We start from the raw sequence: 20,072 nt of genomic DNA, 5'->3' as shown, positions 1-20,072 counted from the left end.
GCGCCAGGCCGACTGCTGGTTCCGCGCTCAAGCTTTTTCCAGCGCGACCGGGATGACGTCGACGGCCTGGTCGCCGACCTGACCGCCGGTGGTTTTCAGCACGCCGACGATCGGAGCCACGTCGGAATAGTCGCGGCCATAGCCAACGGTGATGTGGTCGTTGCTGGCCCGCATGCCATTGGTCGGGTCGAATTCCTGCCAGCCGGCATCGCGCCCACACCACACCTTGACCCAGGCATGCATGGCATCGGCGCCTTCGAGCCGCGGCTTCCCTTTCGGTGGAATGGTGCGCAGGAAGCCGCTGACATAACCCGCAGGAATACCTAGACCGCGCAGGCCGGCGATCATGATGTGGGAGAAGTCCTGGCACACGCCCCGCTTCAAACGGAAGGCATCGCTGGCCCCGGTACGCACCGTGGTCGCTTCCCCGTCATAGGTGAAGTCGCGGTGGATGCGGTTGCACAGATCGATGGCCATGCCGACCGTCGAGCCGCCGGCGCTGTCGCGAGCATAGGCGGTGATCGCCGCATCGATGCCGGCATGATCGCTGGCGGCGAGAAAGTGATGCGGTGCATCCGGCGCCAGTGACCGTACGGCGCCGAGTTCTTCCCGCAGGCGCTGCAGATCGGGCGACACGTCGAGCCCAGGCTCCGGCCGTGACACCGACACGCGCGCGCTCATTCTGATGTCGAGCCCGTCATGGACGTCGCGAAAGGCGATCGCGGTGACATTGTTGCCGAAGAAATCGGCAAAATCCGTGCGCTCCGATGGGGTCGGCACAAACGAAAGCGAGGCCGCGATCACGCGCTGCACGCCGGCAATGGTCGGCGGCAATACACGCACCTGATGCCGGCTGCCGCCGGCCGCGGCGTCATAATCGTAGCTGAGATGAAGCCTGATATCGTACAGCATGTTAACCGAAATACGCTTTAGCCAGGCTGCTGTAGAGGTTGCCGATCTCAGTTGCGAGATCGTCCAGCACCTCCGCCGACATCTCCGATGGCTCCATGACGGCAATTGCCGTGTTGAGCTGCAGGATTTCCTTGGCCGCGACCGACATATGCCCCTCCGGCCCAACCGATGGCAACAGGCCGATCTCCGCCTTCAGCCGTTCGAGCTGGAACAGGATCGAGCGCGGGTTGAGTGGGTCGAGCGCCAAGAGGTCGATCACCGTGCGCCGTCCGGCCCGCACCGGATATTGCCGGCGGTGGGTCATGACGCTGTCACCGATCTCCAGCATCATGTCGAGCGAGCCGTCCGGCGCACCGGACCTTGTCAGTCGGGCTAGCGTACGGGCGATCTGGATGCCGCGCTCGATCCGCCGGCCGATCTCGAGGAAACGCCAGCCGGTGAAACGGTACATATTCTCGTGCAACAGGCCGGAAAAGCCGGCCAACTTGCGCAGCATGACCGTCATCGCCCGTGTCGCGTCGTCACCCGGCGCCACCGTGGTGGCGAACTGATGAATGGTCTTCGACAGGTCCTTCAGCGCCAGCCAGCCATCGGGTGAAAAGCGGTCGCGGATCTGTCCGGCGCTGTAGACGGCGCTGTCCAGCGTGCCGATCAATCCGGGCGGAATGGCCGCTTCGAGATCGATGCCGAAGGGTTCGAGATAGTCCCTTATATCGGCGAGCAGCAGCATGTCAGGATCGGACGTCTCGGCCAGCCGCACATGATAGGCGCGCAGGATACGCACCGTATCTTCCGAACGCTCGATATAGCGGCCGAGCCAGGTCAGGTTTTCCGCCGCGCGGCTGGGCAGGCTGCCCGGCATGGTGCGGACGAAGCTGTCATGCTCCTGCGGCAGCAGCGTCTCGCGCTCGACCGACCGGTCGCTGACCACCCAGACGTCGGCCGCCTGGCCGCCGCGCTGCATGGCGATGGCCGTCGGGTCGAGCGATAGGCCGACACGGGCGAAACCGCCCGGCATTACCGTCCAGCCATCGGGCGTGCGCGCCAGATAAACGCGCAGGCTTGCCGGTCGCGGTTCCAGCCAGCCGCCGACATAGACCGGCGTCGTTGACAGCGTCACCGCTTCCTGGCCGACGAAACCGCTGCCATCGCTCTCGATGCGCGCGATCAGCGCGATGCGTTCCTCCGGCGTCAGTGCCGAACCGAGCCTGGTCTGGCCGTCATCCTCGAAGGCCAGCCGCGTCGACAGCGCCGGACCGATCACCATGCGATCGATATTGGCAAGCACATGGGCCCGTTCGGTTGCTTGCCCGCACCACCAGGTGGCGACGCTTGGCAACAGAAGTTCTTCGCCGCGCAATGCGCGCGAAATCTTCGGCAGGAAAGCGAGCAGCGCCCGGGTTTCCATCAAGCCCGAACCCAGCGCATTGACCGTCGAAACCGTGCCGCGGCGGATCGCCTCGACCAGCCCCGGCGTGCCGATATGCGAGTCCGACCTCAGTTCCAGCGGATCGGCAAAGGCGGCATCGAGCCGCCGCCACAGCACGCTGATCGGCATCAGCCCGGAAACCGTGCGCACCATCAGCTTGCCGCCGGAGACGGTCAGATCCTCGCCCTCGAGCAGCATGATGCCGAGATAGCGGGCGATATAGGCGTGCTCATAATAGGTCTCGTTGAGCGGCCCCGGCGTCAGAATGGCGACGCGGCCGTCATTCTCTTTCGCCATGCCGATCAGAGCATCGCGAAAGCGACGGAAGAAACCGGCCAGGCGATGCACATGCATCTCGCCATAGATGTCGGACAAAGCCCGCGTCGTGGCGACGCGGTTTTCCAGCGCAAAGCCGGCGCCCGACGGCGCCTGCGTGCGGTCGCCCAGCACCCACCAGCTTCCATCCGGCCCACGGCCGAGCTCGAAGGCGCAAAAATGCAGGAAATGACCGCTGGCCGGCATGGTGCCGACGACGGGGCGCAAATATTCGAGGCTCGCCGCAATCAGGCCTGCCGGCAGGATTCCCTTCTCGATCAGCCGGTTCGGCCCGTAAATATCAGCGACTATCTCCTCGAAAAGCTCGGCGCGCTGGACGAGACCGGCGCTGATCCCGGCCCATTCCTTGTCTTCGATCAGCAGCGGGATATGCGCCAGTGGCCATTCGCGCTCGTTGGCGCCGGCCTTGTCGTAGACGCGATAATAAACGCCGGCGTCGCGCAGATACTGGTCGGCGCGGGCAAAGCGCTGGCCCAGCTTTTCGGGACCCAGCTCCTCCAGCGCCTCGATGAAGGGCGCCCAGGCCGGACGCGGATGGCCCGAAGCATCGACCATCTCGTCGACGACGCCGTCAATCGGCTGATAGTGCTCCAGCAGACTGTGCCTCAGCGGCTTGCCGCGGACCTTTTTCTGATTCCCCTTTGCCATCGCTGATCAGAGTCTTGCTGGCCGCCTGAGGTCAAGGGTCATGGGGAAGTCTTCAGAGGCTTCTTCATTGCGCACCACATAGGCCGACGGCGTATGGCCGCGCGGCTCGAAGCGGGCGAGACGCCGCGCCTCAGCCTCATTGCCGTTGACCGGGAAGGTGTCGTAGCTGCGCCCACCTGGATGCGCGACATGGTAGACGCAGCCGCCCACCGCCCGCCCCGACCAACGGTCGTAAATGTCGAAAACCAAAGGCGTGTTGACCGGCAGCGCCGGATGCAGGCCCGACGAAGGCTGCCAGGCCTTGAAGCGCACACCGGCCACCGCGACCTCGCGATTGTCGGTGACCTTCATCGGCACGATTCGGCCATTGCAGACAATGGCATGACGTTCCGGGTTGAGGCCTTCGGTCCTGACCTGCAGCCGTTCGACCGAGGAGTCGACGAAACGCACAGTGCCGCCGATTGCGCCTTGCTCGCCCATGACATGCCACGGCTCCAGCGCCTGCCGCAGTTCCAGCTTGATGCCGGCATGCTGGACTTCGCCGCAGAACGGAAAGCGGAACTCCAGCTGGGCATCGAACCATTCCGGCCGGAATTCGAACCCGTTGAGCTTGAGGTCGTCGAGCACGTCGAGGAAATCCGCCCAGACATAGTGCGGCAGCATGAAACGGTCATGGAGCGAGGTGCCCCAGCGCACGAAGCGGCCATCAAGCGGGTTGTTCCACGCACGGGCGATGATGGCGCGTACCAGCAATTGCTGCGCCAGCGACATGCGCGCATTGGGCGGCATCTCGAAACCGCGGAACTCAACAAGCCCAAGCCGGCCGGTCGGGCCATCGGGCGAAAACAGCTTGTCGATGCAGATTTCCGAGCGGTGCGTATTGCCGGTGACATCGGTCAACAGGTTGCGAAACAGTCGGTCGACCAGCCAAGGCAGCGGTGGGTTGCCCTGGCCCGGGTGCGGCACCTGCGCCATCGCGATCTCGAGTTCGTAAAGCGAATCGTGCCGCGCCTCGTCGAAGCGCGGCGCCTGGCTGGTCGGGCCGATGAACAGGCCGGAGAATAGATAGGACAGCGACGGGCGCCGCTGCCATTGCAGCACCAGGCTCTTCAACAGATCGGGCCGGCGCAGGAACGGGCTGTCATTGGGCGTCGCGCCGCCGACGACGACATGGTTGCCCCCGCCGGTACCGGTGTGGCGGCCGTCGATCATGAACTTGTCGGCGCCAAGCCGCGTCTGCCGTGCTTCCTCGTAGATCGCCGTCGTCGTCGCCACGCAGTCCTGCCAGTTGGCAGCCGGATGGATGTTGACCTCGATGACGCCGGGATCGGGTGCCACCCTGATGACGTTGAGGCGCGGATCGTGCGGCGGTCCATAGCCTTCGATATGGACGGGAAGGCCGATCGCCTTGGCCGCGTTTTCGGCGGCTGCGACGAGTTCGAGATAGTCTTCCAGCGCCTCGACCGGCGGCATGAACACGCACAGCCGCCCGTCGCGTGGCTCGACCGAAAGTGCTGTACGCACCGCGCCGCCGATCTCGGTGATCTCCTGTTCGACCCTATCCTGCTGGCCGGTCGTCGCCGTGAAAGAAATCGCCTGCTGGCGTCGTGCCATCTCGTCGGCGCCTTCCAGCTCGGCCGGAGCCGGTTCTGGCAGTATGGCTTCCCGCGCCGGCAGCGGTCCACGCGGCAGCGACGGATCGACCGGCACAATATAGGGGAACTGCGCCGGCGGCACATAGGGCAGCGTGCCCAGCGGCAGGCGGTAACCGACAGGGGAATCGCCCGGCACCAGGAACAGCCGCCCGCGCCGGGTCTTCCACTTCTCCGAGCGCCAGCGCGGGTCCGAAGCCTGGCTGTTCCAGCGCTGCACCGGCAGCACGTAGCCCGACGGCTTGGTCAGCCCGCGCTCGAACACTTTCGCCATGCGGCTGCGCTCTTCCGGGTCTTCCAGCTTGGAGTTGGACGGATCGACATTGTCGGGCAGCTTGCCTTCTTTCAGCAGCCATTCGGCCGGGTCCTCATAGGCCTCGCTGACCATCGCCTTGTCGATGCCGAGTTCGCCGGCGATTGCCGTCAGCAAGCTCTCGGCCTGCTGCGGCCCCACCTTTGCGTCGCTCTTTTCGCGTGCGATCAGCGACGGATCGCTCCACACCGGCTGGCCGTCGGTGCGCCAATAGAGCGAAAAGGTCCAGCGCGGCAGGCTTTCGCCCGGATACCATTTGCCCTGGCCGTAGTGGAGGAAGCCGCCCGGCGCGAAGCGTTCGCGCAATTTACGGATCAGCGCATCGGCCTTTTCGCGCTTGGTCGGGCCGACGGCGGCGGTGTTCCACTCGGCGGACTCGAAATCGTCGATGGAGACAAAGGTCGGCTCGCCGCCCATGGTCAGCCTGACGTCGCCCGCTTGAAGTGCGGCGTCGACCTTGTTGCCCAGCGCATCCAGCGCCTGCCAGCTTTCGTCCGAGAATGGCTTGGTGATGCGCGGATGTTCGGCGATGCGGTCGACACGCATGTCGAAGCCGAATTCGACATTGGCGAAGCTCGCCATGCCGGAAATGGGTGCGGCGTTGCGGAAATGCGGCGTGGCCGCCAGCGGCACATGGCTTTCGCCGGTGAGCAGGCCGGACGTCGGATCGAAGCCGATCCAGCCGGCGCCCGGCAGATAGACCTCGCACCAGGCGTGCAGGTCGGTGAAGTCGACGGCGGTTCCGGCGGGGCCATCGAGCGCGACCAGATCGGGCTTCAGCTGGATCAGATAGCCGGAGACGAAACGCGCGGCGAGGCCGAGATTCCTGAGGATTTGCACCAGCAGCCAGCTCGAATCCCGGCACGATCCCTTTTTCGCGGCCAGCGTTTCCTCCGGCGAGAACACGCCGGTTTCCATCCGCACGATATAAGCGATCTCCCGCTGCAGCCGCGCATTGAGGTCGACGACGAAATTGACGGTGTTGGTGGCGCTACGGTCGATGGTTGCGAGGAAAGCAGACAGCAGCGGCCCCGCCGGCTCCGGCGTGCGGTAGATGGCGAGATCGTCCCTGATGTCTTCGGGGTACTCGAACGGGAAGGTCTCGGCCGATGGCTCGACGAAGAAATCGAACGGATTGTAGACCGTCATGTCGGCGACGAGGTCGACCTCGATCTTCAATTCCGTCACCGGTTCCGGGAAGACGAAGCGGGCCAGGAAATTGCCGTAGGGGTCCTGCTGCAGATTGACGAAGTGGTTCGCCGGCCCGACCTTCAGCGAATGGCTGAGCACCTTGGTGCGGGAATGCGGTGCCGGCTGCAGCCTGATGACCTGGGGCCCGAGAACCACCGGCCGGTCGTATTTGTAATGGGTCAGGTGGTAGACGGCTGCCAGTATTGCCATGGGGCCCCGGAGATCGGCGTTTCTTCAGCCGAACCCTGACACATCTATTGGCCATTCTCCAAGCAGAGATGTTGCGCTGCACCTAAATTAAGCAGCCGAAGTCGGCTACGCTGTGTCGAGATTCAGGTCAGGCCGAGTCGAAAATGGCTGATACCGAGAACCGGAGCAGAGCGTACTTTTGGTACGCGAGCACCGGAAGCGCAGGTATCGGCCATTTGCAGGCCGGCCTCACTTGAATTCGGCACAGCTTAGAAAAACGCCTGTATCCCCGTCTGAGCCCTGCCAAGGATCAGCGCATGCACGTCATGCGTGCCTTCATAGGTGTTGACCGTCTCCAGGTTCTGCGCGTGGCGCATGACGTGGTAGCCGATCTGGATGCCGTTGCCGCCATGCATGTCGCGGGCCTGGCGCGCGATGTCGAGCGCCTTGCCGCAATTGTTGCGCTTGACGATCGAGATCATTTCCGGGGCCATCTTGCCTTCATCCATCAGCCGCCCGACGCGCAGCGAGCCCTGCAAGCCGAGCGCAATCTCGGTCTGCATGTCGGCGAGCTTTTTCTGGAACAGCTGCGTGCCGGCGAGCGGCTTGCCGAACTGCTTGCGGTCGAGTCCATACTGCCGGGCCCGGTGCCAGCAATCCTCGGCGGCGCCCATCGCGCCCCAGGAAATGCCGTAGCGGGCCCGGTTGAGGCAGCCGAATGGGCCGCCGAGGCCCCTGGCGTTGGGCAGCAGCGCGTCTTCGCCGACTTCGACGCCTTCCATCACCACCTCGCCGGTGATCGAGGCCCTAAGGCTGAGCTTGCCGCCGATCTTCGGCGCCGACAGCCCCTTCATGCCCTTCTCCAGCACGAAACCGCGGATTTCGTCCTTGCCGTTGTCGCCCTTCAGCTTCGCCCAGACCACGAACACGTCGGCGATCGGCGCGTTGGATATCCACATTTTCGAGCCGGAAATCTTGTAGCCGTTCGCCGTCTTCTCGGCCCGCGTCTTCATGCCGCCCGGATCGGAACCGGCATCCGGCTCGGTCAGGCCGAAACAGCCGATCCATTCGCCCGAAGCCAGCTTCGGCAGGTACCTCTTGCGCTGTTCTTCCGAGCCATAGGCATGGATGGGGTACATCACCAGCGACGATTGCACCGACATCATCGACCGGTAGCCGGAATCGACCCGCTCGACCTCGCGCGCCACCAACCCGTAGGTGACGTAATTGGCGCCGAGCCCGCCATATTCCTCGGGAATGGTGATGCCGAGCAGGCCGGCCTCGCCCATCTCGCGAAAAATGCCGGCGTCGGTCTTTTCCTCGAGATAGGCCTCCTCGATGCGCGGCGCGAGCTTGTCGGCGGCAAAGGCGGCCGCGCCATCGCGCACCATACGCTCATCCTCGGAAAGCTGGTTCTCGATCAGGAAGGGGTCTTCCCAGACGAACGCGTTCTTGTCGGCGGCCATGGCTTCGCCCTCTCCCAAATCTTGAAGTGCTCGGGCTTATCCACCTCCGCTTCGGAAAAATCAAACAAAATTGCATCACAGATCAATGAGGTTTAGTAATGGATCATGAACGTCCAACGCCGGCTTTTACCCAGCACCAGCGCCCTTGCCGCCTTCGAGGCCGTGGCCCGCCTTGGCTCCTTCACCGCTGCCGCCCAGGAACTCGATTTGACCCAAGGGGCCGTCAGCCGCCAGATAGCCCTTCTGGAGGAACAGTTCGGCCGCCGGCTGTTCGAGCGCGACAGCCGCAATGTTCGGCTGTCCACGGCGGGCGAAATCTATGCCGAAGCCGTGCGGGCGGCACTCGGGCAATTGCGCGACGCCGCGCTCGGATTGATGAGCAATCGGCATAGCGGCATGCTGAACCTCGCCATACTGCCGACCTTCGGCACGCGCTGGCTGATGCCTCTGATCCCGGATTTCGTCGCAGAAAACCCTGACATCACCATCAACTTTGTCACCCGCATCGGCCGCTTCGACTTCGCCCGCGAGCGGCTCGACGCCGCCATCCATCATGGCCAGCCCGACTGGCCGGACGCCGATTCCACATTGTTGATGCGCGAAACCGTGATGCCGGTGGTTTCGCCCGACTTCCTTGCCAGCCGCGATATCACCACTGCGGCCGACATCAGCCGCCTGCCGCTGCTGCACATGGCGACGCGTCCCGGGGCCTGGGGCGAATGGTTCGAGGAACAGGGCTTGAGCGCACCGATCGGACCCGGCATGCAGTTCGAGCAATTCGGCACCGTTGCCCAAGCCTGCATGGCGGGGCTTGGCGTCGCGCTCCTGCCGCAAGTTCTTATCGCCGGCGAATTGCAGCGCGGTCAGCTCGTGCCGGCGCCGGGACAGCCGATGCAAAGCCGCAGCGCCTACTACCTCGTCGTCCCGAACGACAAGCGCGGCCACCCGCCCGTCGTCAGCTTTCGCGACTGGCTGCTGGGCCAGGTTGAGAAGGAACCGGCCGTTCTGGCCTGGTAGCTACTTCCGCTTCATCGGCACGGTTTCCGGCTGGAAGCGCAGCGTTTTTGCGACTTGCGTTCGGCAACTTTCGCATCGAGCTTGCTTTTGATCCGGGCGAAAGCCTGGTCTCCATCGACCGAACTGCCACTCGCCATGCCCTCGTCCCAAAGACGCCCCAACTCTTGGACACTCACTTTCTCGAAACTTGCCATATCGCGCGTATCTCCACACAAGGATGGTAGATAACGCTCTAGCGATTGCAAGGAACCATTCGAGGCTACTTCCGCTTCAAGGCATCGGCCAGTGCTGCGCCAAACGCGCCTTGCTGTGCCGGTCGTTCCGGCTGACGCTGCGGCATCGGCGAAGGTCGCGCCGGCTTGCCGCCGCCATTGTCGCGCGGCCCCTTCGGCGTCCCGCCCTCGCCGCCGTCCTTGCGCATGGACAGCGCGATGCGCTTGCGCTTGATGTCGACATCGACGACCCGCACCTTCACCACGTCGCCGGCCTTCACCACCTCATGCGCGTCCTTGATGAAACGATCGGCCAGTTGCGAGACATGCACCAGCCCGTCCTGGTGCACGCCGATATCGACGAAGGCGCCGAAGGCAGCGACATTGGTGACGGTGCCTTCCAGAAGCATGCCGGGCTTCAGATCCTTGATGTCGTCGATGCCATCGGCAAAGGTTGCGGTCTTGAAGCCGGGGCGCGGGTCGCGGCCGGGCTTTTCCAGCTCGGCAATGATGTCGCGCACCGTCGGCAGGCCGAACCGTTCGTCGACGAAGACGCGCGGATCGAGCGCCTTGAGCGCGGCACTGTCTCCCATCAGCGAGCGCACATCGCGACCGCAGGCGGCGACGATCTTCTTGGCCACGCCATAGGCTTCCGGATGGACCGACGAGGCGTCGAGCGGCTCGCTGCCATTGGCAATGCGCAGGAAGCCTGCGGACTGTTCGAACGCGCGCGGTCCGAGCCGCGCTACCTTGAGCAGCTCCTTGCGGCTGGCGAACGGCCCGGTCGCATCGCGATGCGCGACAATGGCGTCGGCAAGCGAAGCGCCTAGGCCTGACACGCGGGCCAAGAGCGGCGCCGAGGCGGTGTTGAGATCGACACCGACGGCATTGACCGCGTCCTCCACCACCGCTTCCAGCGAACGGCCGAGCCGATACTGGTCGACGTCATGCTGGTACTGGCCGACGCCGATCGATTTCGGTTCGATCTTGACCAGTTCGGCGAGCGGATCCTGCAGCCGCCTGGCTATGGACACCGCACCGCGCAGCGACACGTCGAGCCCGGGAAACTCAGCCGCCGCTGTCGCCGAGGCCGAATAGACCGAGGCGCCGGCCTCGCTGACGATCACCTTGAGCGGCTTTGGCCTACCATCCGAAGGCATGTCGGACAGCATGTCGGCGACCAGCTTTTCAGTCTCGCGGCTGCCGGTGCCGTTGCCGATCGAGATCAGCTCGACCTTATGCTGGCGGATGAGTGCTGCGAGCTGGGCCTGTGTGCCGCGCACATCGTTCCGCGGCGGAAATGGATAGACGGTCGTCGTCGCCAGCACCTTGCCGGTGCCATCTACCACCGCGACCTTGACGCCGGTGCGGATGCCGGGATCGAGCCCCATGGTCGGCCGCGAGCCGGCGGGTGCCGCCAGAAGCAAATCCTTGAGGTTGCGTGCAAAGACATGGATCGCCTCTTCCTCCGCCCGCTCGCGCAGGTCGCGCATCAAATCGAGCGTCAGGTGCAGCGAAAGCTTGATCCGCCAGGTCCAGCCGGCGACTTCCATCAGCCAGCGGTCGCCCGGCAGGCTGCCGCCGATGGCGTAGGCATTGGCGATCATCCGCTCGACCGGCTTCACCGGCGAGGCATCGTCGGCATCGACCTCGATGTCGAGCGACAACACCTCTTCGTTGCGGCCGCGCAGCATGGCCAGCGCGCGGTGGCTCGGAACATTTGCCCAACGCTCGACATGCTCGAAATAGTCGGAGAATTTCGCCCCGGCCTCCTGCTTACCGTCGACGACACGGGCACGCATGAAAGCGCGCTCCTTCATGTAGGTGCGAAGCTTGCCGACCAGATCGGCATTTTCCGCAAACTGTTCCGACAGGATGTCGCGTGCGCCTTCCAGTGCGGCCTTGGCGTCGGTCACATCCTCGGTCACATAAGCCAGCGCCGCCTCGGCGGGCACCAACGACCGGTTGGCCAAAATAGCCTCCGCCAATGGCGCCAGCCCGCGCTCCCGGGCGATCTCGGCCTTGGTGCGCCGCTTGGGCTTGTAGGGCAGGTAGATGTCTTCCAGTTCAGCCTTGGTGGCGGCAGCCACAATTTTGGCCTCAAGTTCTTCGGTCAGCTTGCCCTGCTCGCGGATCGAACTGCGAATGGTATCGCGGCGCGCATCGAGTTCGCGCAGATAGGCCAATCGCTCGGCAAGGTCGCGCAATTGGGTGTCGTCGAGCCCGCCGGTGACCTCCTTGCGGTAGCGCGCCACAAACGGCACCGTCGCGCCCTCATCGAGCAGCCCTATAGCTGCTGATGCCTGCTCCGGCCGCGCCCCGATCTCTGCCGCGATGATGGATGCGATGCGTTTGCTGTCTGCTGCCATGCTGGTCCCTGTCGCAAAGAGCGGCGACCATAGGCGCTGATGTCCGTCACGCCAACCGCAGTGTTCTCAAGCGTCAAAGAGGTCCACAGGAAAGCGCCTTGCTTTGGCTCGTCCTCAGACCATCCCGCTCAGCGCCTCGAAAAAGGCAACGATCTCGCGTTCGAGCGGATAATCTTCAGGCACCGGCTGCGACCCCATTTTTGCAATCACCACTTCCATCTTCGGATCGACGTAGAGCCATTGGCCGTGGATGCCGATGCCGCAGAAAGCACCGTTTGCCGCACCGGTTTGGTACCACTTGTTGCGATAGCGGCCCTTCGGGAACAGATGCACCATCGTGCCGCGCTGCCAGGCCTCCGCGCTGCCGCCGGCAACGGTCGTATCGCGCACCCAGCCTTCCGGCACGATGCGCCGGCCATTGGCCGTGCCGCCCTGCCGCATCATCTCGCCGATACGCGCCAGGTCGCGCGGCGTCACCGAAATGCCGCCGGCGGTGCGCGCCGTACCTTCCATGTCGACGCCGATCGAAGCCTCGCTGACAGCACCCAGCGGTAGCCACAGTTTCTCGCGCATCAGGTCCGGGAAGCGCTGGCCGGAAGCTCGTTCGAGCAGCAGGCCGAGCAGATCGGAATTGGGCGAACGGTAGCGGAAGGTTTTGCCGTGCGGTTCTTCGAGCCGCTGCAAGGTCAGAATGAATTCGCGCAAGCTTTCAGTGCCGCCGCCCGGGTTCCACAGGGTGGCGCGACGGTAACGGGCAAAGGCGCTTTCGGGATCGAGATAGGCCTCCTCGAAGTCGAGGCTGACGCTCATGTCGAGCACATGCCGGCAGCTTGCATCGGCATAGGCCGAGCCGGCGGCTTCCGGAATGTACTGGGTGACCGGCACCTCCGGATCGAACACGCCCTCGCCTTCCAATATGCCGGCGATGATGGCGGTGACCGATTTGCTGATCGAGAAGATGATGTGACGGGCGCCGAAATCCATATTGGGCGCGAACCAGTCGCCGATGACCTTGCCAGCCTTCATCACCGTCAGCGCGTCGCTGCTCGAACGTGTGAGGAATTCGGCCACCGTCTCCGGCGCGCCGGCGACGGAGACGTTTTCGCCGAGCAGGCCGCTCAGGTCCCGCACCGGTGCCTCGACGCTTCCCGGCGTCGCCGCCACGGGGGCGGTAGGCACCAGCTCGCCAAGGTTCTGGAACGACCAGCGGTTGAACGGGCTTTCGCGCCAGTTGGAGAGCAGCACCTCATTGCGGGCAAAGCCGTAGCGGGTCTCGAACGCGGTCTTGCCGGTCATGAACGTTTCCTCAGAGGGTGATTTGTTGTGGGTCAACCAAGCGCCATGGCGATGGTGTGCACCGCCTTCAGCGTTGCCACCGAATAGGCGACATTGCTGAAATCCGGATAGGTCGAAAGCTTGACCACGAGCATGCCGGTGTCCCAGTCGATATGGATCATCTGCCCGAACACGCCTCGGCACATCAAAGCGCGCGTGCGCGGATTCTCGATCCAGAACTGGTTGCGATAGCTGCCCTCCGGCAGGCTCGGATTGAAATCCGGCGCATGCCTGCCGTTGCGCGTCGCCTCGATCCAGTCGGCCGCCACGATGCCGCGGCCCTTGTCGAGGATCAGCTGGCCGAAGCGGGCGTAATCGCGCAGCGTCGCGTTGAAGCCGCCATCGGCCAGCGCATAGCCGGCGCTGTCGACCGTGAAGCAAGCGCTTTCGTCGGCGCCGAGCTTTTGCCACAGCTCCTCGGACACCAGCTGCGCCAGCCGTTTACCGGTGACCCGCTCCATGATGAAGGCAAGCACGTCGGTCTCGATCGAGCGGTACTCGAACGCGGCGCCATGCGGCCGCACCTTGTCCTTCAGCTGCAGGATCAACTCGAACAGATGCGGCGGCCATTGGAAATCCGGATCGCTGTCCGGCGGCACCGGCTTCCAGCCCGTGGCGACATCAACCTGGCCGATGTCGGAGTAACGGTCGGTGTAGTCCTCGGAAAACCGCACGCCGGTGGTCATATCCAGCACATGCTGCACGCTGGCGCCGTCCCAGCCGGTCGCGCCGAGCTCCGGCAGATAGGCGGTCACCGGTTTGGCCGGGTCGATCAAGCCGCGTCCAACCAGAATACCGAACACGGTGCCTGTTACCGACTTCGCCATCGACTGCGACAGATGCAGCGTGCGCTCGGCCATGCCGTTGAAATAGCGCTCATAGGCGACCTTGCCGTCTTTGAGCACCAGGAAGCCGTCCGTGTAGGTCTCGTCGAGCAGGCCAACGAGCGTCGTCGGACGGCCCTTGCTGTCTTCCACCGGCAGCGCGTCGAGATCGGTCTCTGCGCGCTCAAGACGATGGCGATGGCCATTACCGCGCCAGACCTCGATGGTCGGCAGGAATTCGCGGATGTGTTGGAAGGCCCAGCGATTCCATGGCGGCCGGTCCCAGTCGAGCTTCGGCAGCACCATTTGAGGCGGCGAGCCCTGCATGATCGACGGCCGCGGATCGCTGTTGCGATAGGAGTCCATGAAAGCCATTCCGGAAAAGAAAAGACCCGGCGGCGCATGCCGCCGGGTCTGTCAGACTGCGGTTATTTCTGCAGTTCGGTCCAGATCTTGGTGTAGATGTCCTGGATCTCAGGCGCGCACATCTTCTGGAATTCGCCTTGTGCCTTCGCAGCCTCCGGAATGACGACTTCCGGGGCATCCTTCATATCGGCCGGCATGTACTTGTCCGAGCCGGTAATGGCGTTTGCGTAGCGATGGAAGGCCGAGAGGCCGGCCGCGTTTTCCGGATCCATGATGAAGTTCTGGAACAGCTTGGCGTTCTCGACATTTCTGGCTTCCTTGAGAACGACGACGTTATCGCTCCACAGGCCGTAGCCTTCCTTCGGATAATTGTAATGGATGGCCGGATTGGCCAGCCGCTGACGCAGCGCCGAACCGTTCCAGTCGCTGGTCGCCTTGAAGTCGCCGGCGCCCATCTTTTCGATGGTGTTGTATTCCATGGCGATCCAGTTCGGCTTGGCCGCGACAAGCGTGTCGCGCACCTTCTTCAGCACCGTCTTGTCGTCGGTGCACTGCTGGCCGCCGACATATTTGATCGCCGCGAAGATAACGTCATTCATCTCGGGAACGACATTGGTCTTGCCCTTCAGCTCGTCCGGCGTGTTGAAGATGATGCCCCAGCTGTCGGCTGGTCCCTTGTAGGCATCGGTGTTGACGACGACGCCGACGGTGCCCAGCGCCCACGGCACGGAATATTTGCGGCCGGGGTCGAAGTCTGGATTGGCCCATTCCGGCGCCACGTTCTTGAAGTTCTCCATCTTGCCCGGATCGGTCTCCTGCACGAGGCCCTCCTTGATCCAGATCGGCACGTAGGTTTGCGACGGAACGGCGATGTCGAAGCCGGTGCCGCCCTGGCGTACCTTGGCGAGCGCCGTATCGTTGGAATCGTAATCGGTGATCGTCACCTTGACGTTGTATTTGGCTTCGAACTTTTTGATCACATCGGGGCTGGTATAGTTGCCCCAATTGTAAATGTTCAGCTCGCCATCGGCGCGGGCCAGGCTCGTCGTTGCGAGCAGCGCCAACCCGATGGCGGCTGTCGTTGTTTTCCAGTTCATGGTTTTAGCTCCCATTTGTCGGTTCAGTCTCTTTTCCTGCTGACGAAGAAAAACAACGTGACGATCGCGACCGAAAGCAGCAGGAAGGCGGTCGATATCGCGTTGATCTCAGGCGTGATGCCGCGGCGGATCTGGCCGAGCATGTAGGTGGGCAGCGTATCCTGGCCGCCCGATTTGACAAACTCGGTGATGACGACGTCATCGAGCGAGATGACGAAGGCCAGCATCAGTCCGGCCAGTATGCCGGGCCACAAAAGCGGCAGCGTGATGCGGCGGAAGGTCTTCCAAGGCGTCGCGTACAGATCGGCGGCCGCGCGCTCCAGCGTCAGGTCCATGTTTTCCAGCCGCGCCCGGATCGGCAGATAGGCGAACGGGATGCAGAACGCCGTGTGCGCGGCGATCAGATAGCCAATGCCGGAATAGCCGGTGAAGATCTTGATGCGCGAGAAGAAGATCAGCAGCGCCACGCCGGTGACGATCTCGGGCACCATCAGCGGCTGGTTGATCGCCGCATATTTGAAGGTGAGGCCCGGATAGGACGCGGTGCGCGTGGTGGCGAGCGCGGCCATGGTGGCAAAGATTGTCGACAGCACCGCAGCGACGGCGCCGATCTGGAACGAGCGTAGCGTCGCGTCGATAACTTGCACGTTCTGCCAAGCCGACTGGAACCAGCGCATCGAAAAGCCGCCCCATTCGGACGTCGAGTTCGCCGCGTTGAAGGCATAGGCGACCAGCACGATGATCGGCAGATAGAGCACGATAAAACAGGTCGCAGCGATCACCGTGAAGCCGGTCTGGTGCTTGATGGAAAAGTTCTTAGCCATGCCGCGCCCCCGACTTGCCGGCATTGCGCACATAGGCAAGCAGCGCCACCATGACGATGATCATCACCGTGATCGACAGCGCCGAGCCGAGCGGCCAGTTGCGGCCTTGGCCGAACTGCAATTCGATCAGGTTGGACAGCATCATATTCTTGCCGCCGCCAAGCACGCTCGGCGTCACATAGGCGCCAAGGGCTGGAATAAAGACCAGGATGGAGCCGGCAATGACGCCGGGTTTGACCAGCGGGAAAATGATCTTCCGCAATACCTTGAGACGGGTCGCGTAGAGGTCGTAGCCCGCCTCGACGAGGCGAAAATCAAGCTTCTCCATGCTGGCATAGATCGGCAGCACCATCAGCGGCAGATAGACATAGGCCATGCCGATCAGAATCGCCGTGTCGGTGAAGAGGATCTGCACCGGCGCCGAGACGATACCAAGCTTGATAAGGATGGTGTTGATGATGCCTTCGTTGCGGATGATCTGCAGCACGGCGAAGGTGCGGATCAGAAGGTTGGTCCAGAACGGAATGGTGATCAGGAACAGCCAGAGATCCCTGGTTTTCTCGCTGCGCGTCGCCATGAAATAGGCGGTTGGAAACCCCAATGCCAAAGTGGCGATCGTCGTTATCACCGCCAGCTTGATCGAGCGCCAGAAGATGGTGACATGCGCTGCCGCAAGCGAAAGCGTATCGTCGAAAATGTCGCGTTCCATGAACACCGACAGCCAGGCATCGGGCGAAAACTGCCACTTCACATCGCCATAGGGGCCAGGCGTCAGGAACGAGTAGATCAGCACGATCAGCAAGGGGCCGGTCGCGGCGAGCAAGATCACCAGCAAGGCTGGCGCTGACAGCAGCCAGCGGTCGCGCACATCGCGCCGCTCCGCTGCCTTGGCGACTTGTTCCGCGGTCGCCATGATCAGTCCTTCAGCACTTGCGCGGCGTCGTTGCCGATCGTGATGCCGATCTGGCCGCCCTGCACGAAGCCGTCACCGGCGCCGCGGCTGTTCTGACGCCGCACGATGAACGGCTCGCCACCGGCAAGGCGCAGATGGAAGTGCGTGTCGGTGCCGAGATAGACGATGTTTTCGACGGTACCGGACAGCGAAGCGCTCGGGCTGGCCGTGCCCAACTGCGCATGCTCTGGACGCACGACGATGGTGACCTTGCCGCTGGGGCTGAAGCCTTCCGGCAGCGAGGCTGGGATTTCCACACCAGACGGCAGCTTCACCGTCGCCCGGCCACCAGTCGCGCTAACCACATCCGCCTTGAGGAAGTTCGACTCGCCGATGAAGTCGGCGACGAAACGCTCGGCCGGCCGGTCGTAGATGTCGCGCGGCGACCCGACCTGCAGGATCTTGCCCGACGACATCACCGCGATGCGGTCCGACATGGTCAGCGCTTCCTCCTGGTCGTGGGTGACGAAGATGAAGGTAATTCCGGTCTCGTGCTGCAGCCGCTTCAATTCGATCTGCATTTCCTTGCGCAGCTTGTAGTCGAGCGCCGAGAGCGGTTCGTCGAGCAGGAGCACCTTGGGCTGCGGCGCCAGCGCCCGGGCGAGCGCCACGCGCTGCTGCTGGCCGCCGGAGATCTGGCTGGTTCGGCGGCCCGCCAGCGCCTCCATCTTCACCAGTTTCAGCATCTCGGCGACGCGCGCCTTGATCTCGGCCTTCGGCTTGCCCAGCATTTCCAGGCCAAAGCCGATATTGTCGGCGACCGTCATATGCGGGAACAGCGCGTAGGATTGGAAGACGGTGTTGACCGGCCGCTTGAAGGGCGGCAACGGCGCGATGTCCTGACCGTAGAGGAGGATTTCGCCGGCGGTTGGAAAGTCGAAGCCGGCAATCAGCCGCAGCAACGTGGTCTTGCCGCAGCCGGATGGTCCCAGCAGGGTGAAGAACTCATTCTCGCGGATGGATACCGAGACCGTATCGAGGGCAGCAACCTGCCCCTCACCCGATCCGAAAATTTTACTGACGTTTACGACTTCAATTGCATTCCGATCCGGTTTTTCCGGCACGATACGCCTCACTGTTGACCCCGCTCTTGCTGGCGGAGTTTTTCCCCTGTTCGATGTGACCACACGGCCGGTTGGTTGGCAAGTCCGGCATTGAACCACAGTTCAGTCGGTCATTTCGTCTTGCAAGCGGCAAGCTGTGCAAGCCGCATGCCATTGTCAGGCCTGGTAGGTGACCTTGCCACCGCAGACCGTCGTCACCGGTCGCAGCTTGTGCAGATCGGCCGGCGCCGTCTTCTCGATATCGGCCGACAAAACCACCAGATCCGCCATGTAGCCGGGTTTCAGAACGCCTTTGCGATGCTCGGCGAATTCGGCATAGGCGCCCTCGACCGTGTAGGCGGCAATCGCTTCCTGCAGCGAGAAACTCTGGTCAGGATCGCCTTCTGCCCATGGTTTGCGCTGCACTGCCGCCTGAATGCTCAGGATCGGGTCGATCGCTGCCACCGGCCAGTCCGAGGCGAACACGACATGGGCGCCGGCGCTTTTCAGGGTGCGCCAGGCATAGCTCAGCGGCCAGCGGGCCGGCCCGATGCGTGACACCGTCGGCTCCAGCGGAAAATCCATGGCGCCGGGCGGATGCGACGGCTGCATCGAGGCGATGACGCCGAGTTCGGCAAAACGCGGCACGTCGGCTGCTGTGGTGACCTCGATGTGCTCAACCCTGTGCCGGCTGTCGCGCTTGCCATTGACCTTCTGCGCCGCCTCGTAACCGTCGAGCACTGCGCGCACGGCGCCGTCACCGATCGAGTGCACGGCGATCTGCAGCCCGCGTTTGTCGATAGCCACGGCGAGATCGATAAATTGCTGCGGCGTGAACAGCGGCTCGCCGACCCAGTCGGGACGATCCGCATAGGGTTCGACCATAACCGCGGTCCAGGAATCGAGCACGCCGTCATAGAACACCTTGACCATGCCCGATGACAGCCACTCGCTGTCGTAGCGCTCGGCCATGACGGACGCCTTCTCGAGCATGTCGAGCGTCATGAAATTCTTGTAGTGGAACGGGATCTTGACGCGGCAGGGCAGGCCTTCCTCGGCCTCGATCTCGGAAAGCAATTCGAGTTGGTAGAGATTGCCGTCCATGTTCTGGATCGAGGTGATGCCGTGGCGCGCGCACCAGGCAAGTCCGCGCCGCATGATGTCACGGTCAGCGGCCCGCTCGGCGGCCGACGGCATTGGGTCCGGCTCGCCGCCGGTCGACAGCCCCAACCGCACCCGGCTTTCGCCGGCAAGGTCGAGCACCGGACCGAAGGCCTCGCCCTCGCGCAATTCGCCCGCGGCCAGGCCGTCGTCACCCATCACGATCTCGTTGCCCGGACCGAGCGTGCGTCCCTTCAGGATGCCGGCCATCTCCAACGCCTTGGTGTTGGCCCACATCGTATGGTGGTCGGGTGCCGCCATGCAGAAGGGGCGGTCGGGCAGGATGGCGTCGAGATGATGGCGTGTCACCCGCTCGTCGCCGAGCACGGTGTAGTCGACGCCCTGTCCCACAAGCATCTTCGCCTCGGGCCGCGTCGTGGCGTAGTCGCGGATGGCGCTTTGAAGCGCCTCGAAGCCATGGATACCGCCGAGTTGAAGATGCGCGAGCTCAGCCCCTCCCGAGAACAGATGCATGTGGGCTTCGATGAAACCGGGCAGGACCGAACCGCCCTTGGCGTCGATCACGTCTGTGGTCGTTCCCTTGAGTTTTTCGATGGCGGCGTGGTTGCCGATGGCGATGATGGCGCCGTCCTTGACGGCAATCGCCTCGGCGGCGGGATTGTCATCGTCCATGGTCCGCACGCGACCATTGATGACGATCAGATCAGCATTTTGACCCGCACCCGTGACAGACATCGCGACTCCGCGCTTTTGACGACTGGCTGAGACCGACAAC

General features: G+C 63.6%; 14 protein-coding genes. 1 reads left to right on the top strand and 13 read right to left on the bottom strand.

The features are described 5' to 3' along the window. Positions 1-27: 27 nt before the first annotated feature. From NKL04_RS31905 to NKL04_RS31890, 4 genes are all read right to left on the bottom strand, one after another. Entirely contained in the window at positions 28-912 is an 885-nt protein-coding gene (locus tag NKL04_RS31905) for a transglutaminase family protein (protein ID WP_023683456.1), read from the bottom strand. A gap of 1 nt (position 913) precedes the next feature. Beyond that, positions 914-3,325: a circularly permuted type 2 ATP-grasp protein gene (locus NKL04_RS31900; RefSeq protein ID WP_023699741.1), complete on the bottom strand. Its 2,412-nt coding sequence runs from the start codon at positions 3,323-3,325 to the stop codon at positions 914-916. A gap of 6 nt (positions 3,326-3,331) precedes the next feature. Next, positions 3,332-6,691, bottom strand: coding sequence for a transglutaminase family protein (locus tag NKL04_RS31895; protein WP_023699742.1), 3,360 nt, complete (start codon positions 6,689-6,691; stop codon positions 3,332-3,334). A 248-nt stretch (positions 6,692-6,939) separates the two neighbouring features. Beyond that, positions 6,940-8,136: an acyl-CoA dehydrogenase gene (locus tag NKL04_RS31890; RefSeq protein WP_023699743.1), complete on the bottom strand. Its 1,197-nt coding sequence runs from the start codon at positions 8,134-8,136 to the stop codon at positions 6,940-6,942. A gap of 105 nt (positions 8,137-8,241) precedes the next feature. Between NKL04_RS31890 and NKL04_RS31885 the strand changes: the two genes are divergently transcribed. Continuing rightward, positions 8,242-9,153, top strand: coding sequence for a LysR family transcriptional regulator (locus NKL04_RS31885; protein ID WP_023686321.1), 912 nt, complete (start codon positions 8,242-8,244; stop codon positions 9,151-9,153). Between the two features lie 11 nt (positions 9,154-9,164). On the opposite strand, the gene NKL04_RS31880 is transcribed toward NKL04_RS31885, so the two are convergent. From NKL04_RS31880 to NKL04_RS31840, 9 genes are all read right to left on the bottom strand, one after another. Next, positions 9,165-9,347 carry a hypothetical protein gene (locus NKL04_RS31880; RefSeq protein ID WP_023820690.1) on the bottom strand — a complete coding sequence of 61 codons (183 nt, stop codon included), beginning with the start codon at positions 9,345-9,347 and terminating at the stop codon, positions 9,165-9,167. A 65-nt stretch (positions 9,348-9,412) separates the two neighbouring features. Then, a complete protein-coding gene (locus tag NKL04_RS31875) occupies positions 9,413-11,734 on the bottom strand; it encodes a Tex family protein (protein WP_023699744.1) in 2,322 nt (773 codons plus the stop codon). A 114-nt stretch (positions 11,735-11,848) separates the two neighbouring features. Beyond that, complete coding sequence (locus NKL04_RS31870; protein WP_023699745.1) at positions 11,849-13,030, bottom strand: serine hydrolase domain-containing protein; 1,182 nt, start codon at positions 13,028-13,030, stop codon at positions 11,849-11,851. 32 nt (positions 13,031-13,062) lie between these two features. Next, the gene (locus tag NKL04_RS31865; RefSeq protein ID WP_023699746.1) at positions 13,063-14,259 is read right to left on the bottom strand and encodes a serine hydrolase domain-containing protein; all 1,197 of its coding nucleotides are present in this window, start codon (positions 14,257-14,259) and stop codon (positions 13,063-13,065) included. 62 nt (positions 14,260-14,321) lie between these two features. Beyond that, positions 14,322-15,356: an ABC transporter substrate-binding protein gene (locus tag NKL04_RS31860; RefSeq protein ID WP_023699747.1), complete on the bottom strand. Its 1,035-nt coding sequence runs from the start codon at positions 15,354-15,356 to the stop codon at positions 14,322-14,324. A 23-nt stretch (positions 15,357-15,379) separates the two neighbouring features. Beyond that, complete coding sequence (locus NKL04_RS31855) at positions 15,380-16,180, bottom strand: ABC transporter permease (protein WP_023671766.1); 801 nt, start codon at positions 16,178-16,180, stop codon at positions 15,380-15,382. Further along, on the bottom strand, positions 16,173-17,093 hold the full coding sequence (locus NKL04_RS31850; protein ID WP_352724890.1) for an ABC transporter permease: 921 nt from the start codon (positions 17,091-17,093) through the stop codon (positions 16,173-16,175). Before NKL04_RS31850 ends, NKL04_RS31855 begins: the two co-directional genes overlap by 8 nt. Positions 17,094-17,095: 2 nt before the next feature. Beyond that, positions 17,096-18,196, bottom strand: coding sequence for an ABC transporter ATP-binding protein (locus NKL04_RS31845; RefSeq protein ID WP_023699750.1), 1,101 nt, complete (start codon positions 18,194-18,196; stop codon positions 17,096-17,098). A 156-nt stretch (positions 18,197-18,352) separates the two neighbouring features. Further along, on the bottom strand, positions 18,353-20,032 hold the full coding sequence (locus NKL04_RS31840) for an amidohydrolase (RefSeq protein WP_023699751.1): 1,680 nt from the start codon (positions 20,030-20,032) through the stop codon (positions 18,353-18,355). Positions 20,033-20,072: the final 40 nt, after the last annotated feature.

Origin of the sequence: Mesorhizobium sp. C264A, assembly GCF_040324515.1 — a bacterium.
Classification (GTDB): Bacteria; Pseudomonadota; Alphaproteobacteria; order Rhizobiales; family Rhizobiaceae; genus Mesorhizobium.
Note: the sequence above shows the minus strand (reverse complement) of the source record. Positions and strands in the feature narration are given on the sequence as shown.

Coding starts and splice junctions, on each gene's coding strand:
- NKL04_RS31895 (WP_023699742.1), bottom strand. CDS start 6,691: ATGGCAATACTGGCAGCCGTCTACCACCTGACCCATTACAAATACGAC.
- NKL04_RS31865 (WP_023699746.1), bottom strand. CDS start 14,259: ATGGACTCCTATCGCAACAGCGATCCGCGGCCGTCGATCATGCAGGGC.
- NKL04_RS31850 (WP_352724890.1), bottom strand. CDS start 17,093: ATGGCGACCGCGGAACAAGTCGCCAAGGCAGCGGAGCGGCGCGATGTG.
- NKL04_RS31880 (WP_023820690.1), bottom strand. CDS start 9,347: ATGGCAAGTTTCGAGAAAGTGAGTGTCCAAGAGTTGGGGCGTCTTTGG.
- NKL04_RS31890 (WP_023699743.1), bottom strand. CDS start 8,136: ATGGCCGCCGACAAGAACGCGTTCGTCTGGGAAGACCCCTTCCTGATC.
- NKL04_RS31855 (WP_023671766.1), bottom strand. CDS start 16,180: ATGGCTAAGAACTTTTCCATCAAGCACCAGACCGGCTTCACGGTGATC.
- NKL04_RS31905 (WP_023683456.1), bottom strand. CDS start 912: ATGCTGTACGATATCAGGCTTCATCTCAGCTACGATTATGACGCCGCG.
- NKL04_RS31885 (WP_023686321.1), top strand. CDS start 8,242: ATGAACGTCCAACGCCGGCTTTTACCCAGCACCAGCGCCCTTGCCGCC.
- NKL04_RS31875 (WP_023699744.1), bottom strand. CDS start 11,734: ATGGCAGCAGACAGCAAACGCATCGCATCCATCATCGCGGCAGAGATC.
- NKL04_RS31900 (WP_023699741.1), bottom strand. CDS start 3,325: ATGGCAAAGGGGAATCAGAAAAAGGTCCGCGGCAAGCCGCTGAGGCAC.
- NKL04_RS31870 (WP_023699745.1), bottom strand. CDS start 13,030: ATGACCGGCAAGACCGCGTTCGAGACCCGCTACGGCTTTGCCCGCAAT.
- NKL04_RS31840 (WP_023699751.1), bottom strand. CDS start 20,032: ATGTCTGTCACGGGTGCGGGTCAAAATGCTGATCTGATCGTCATCAAT.
- NKL04_RS31860 (WP_023699747.1), bottom strand. CDS start 15,356: ATGAACTGGAAAACAACGACAGCCGCCATCGGGTTGGCGCTGCTCGCA.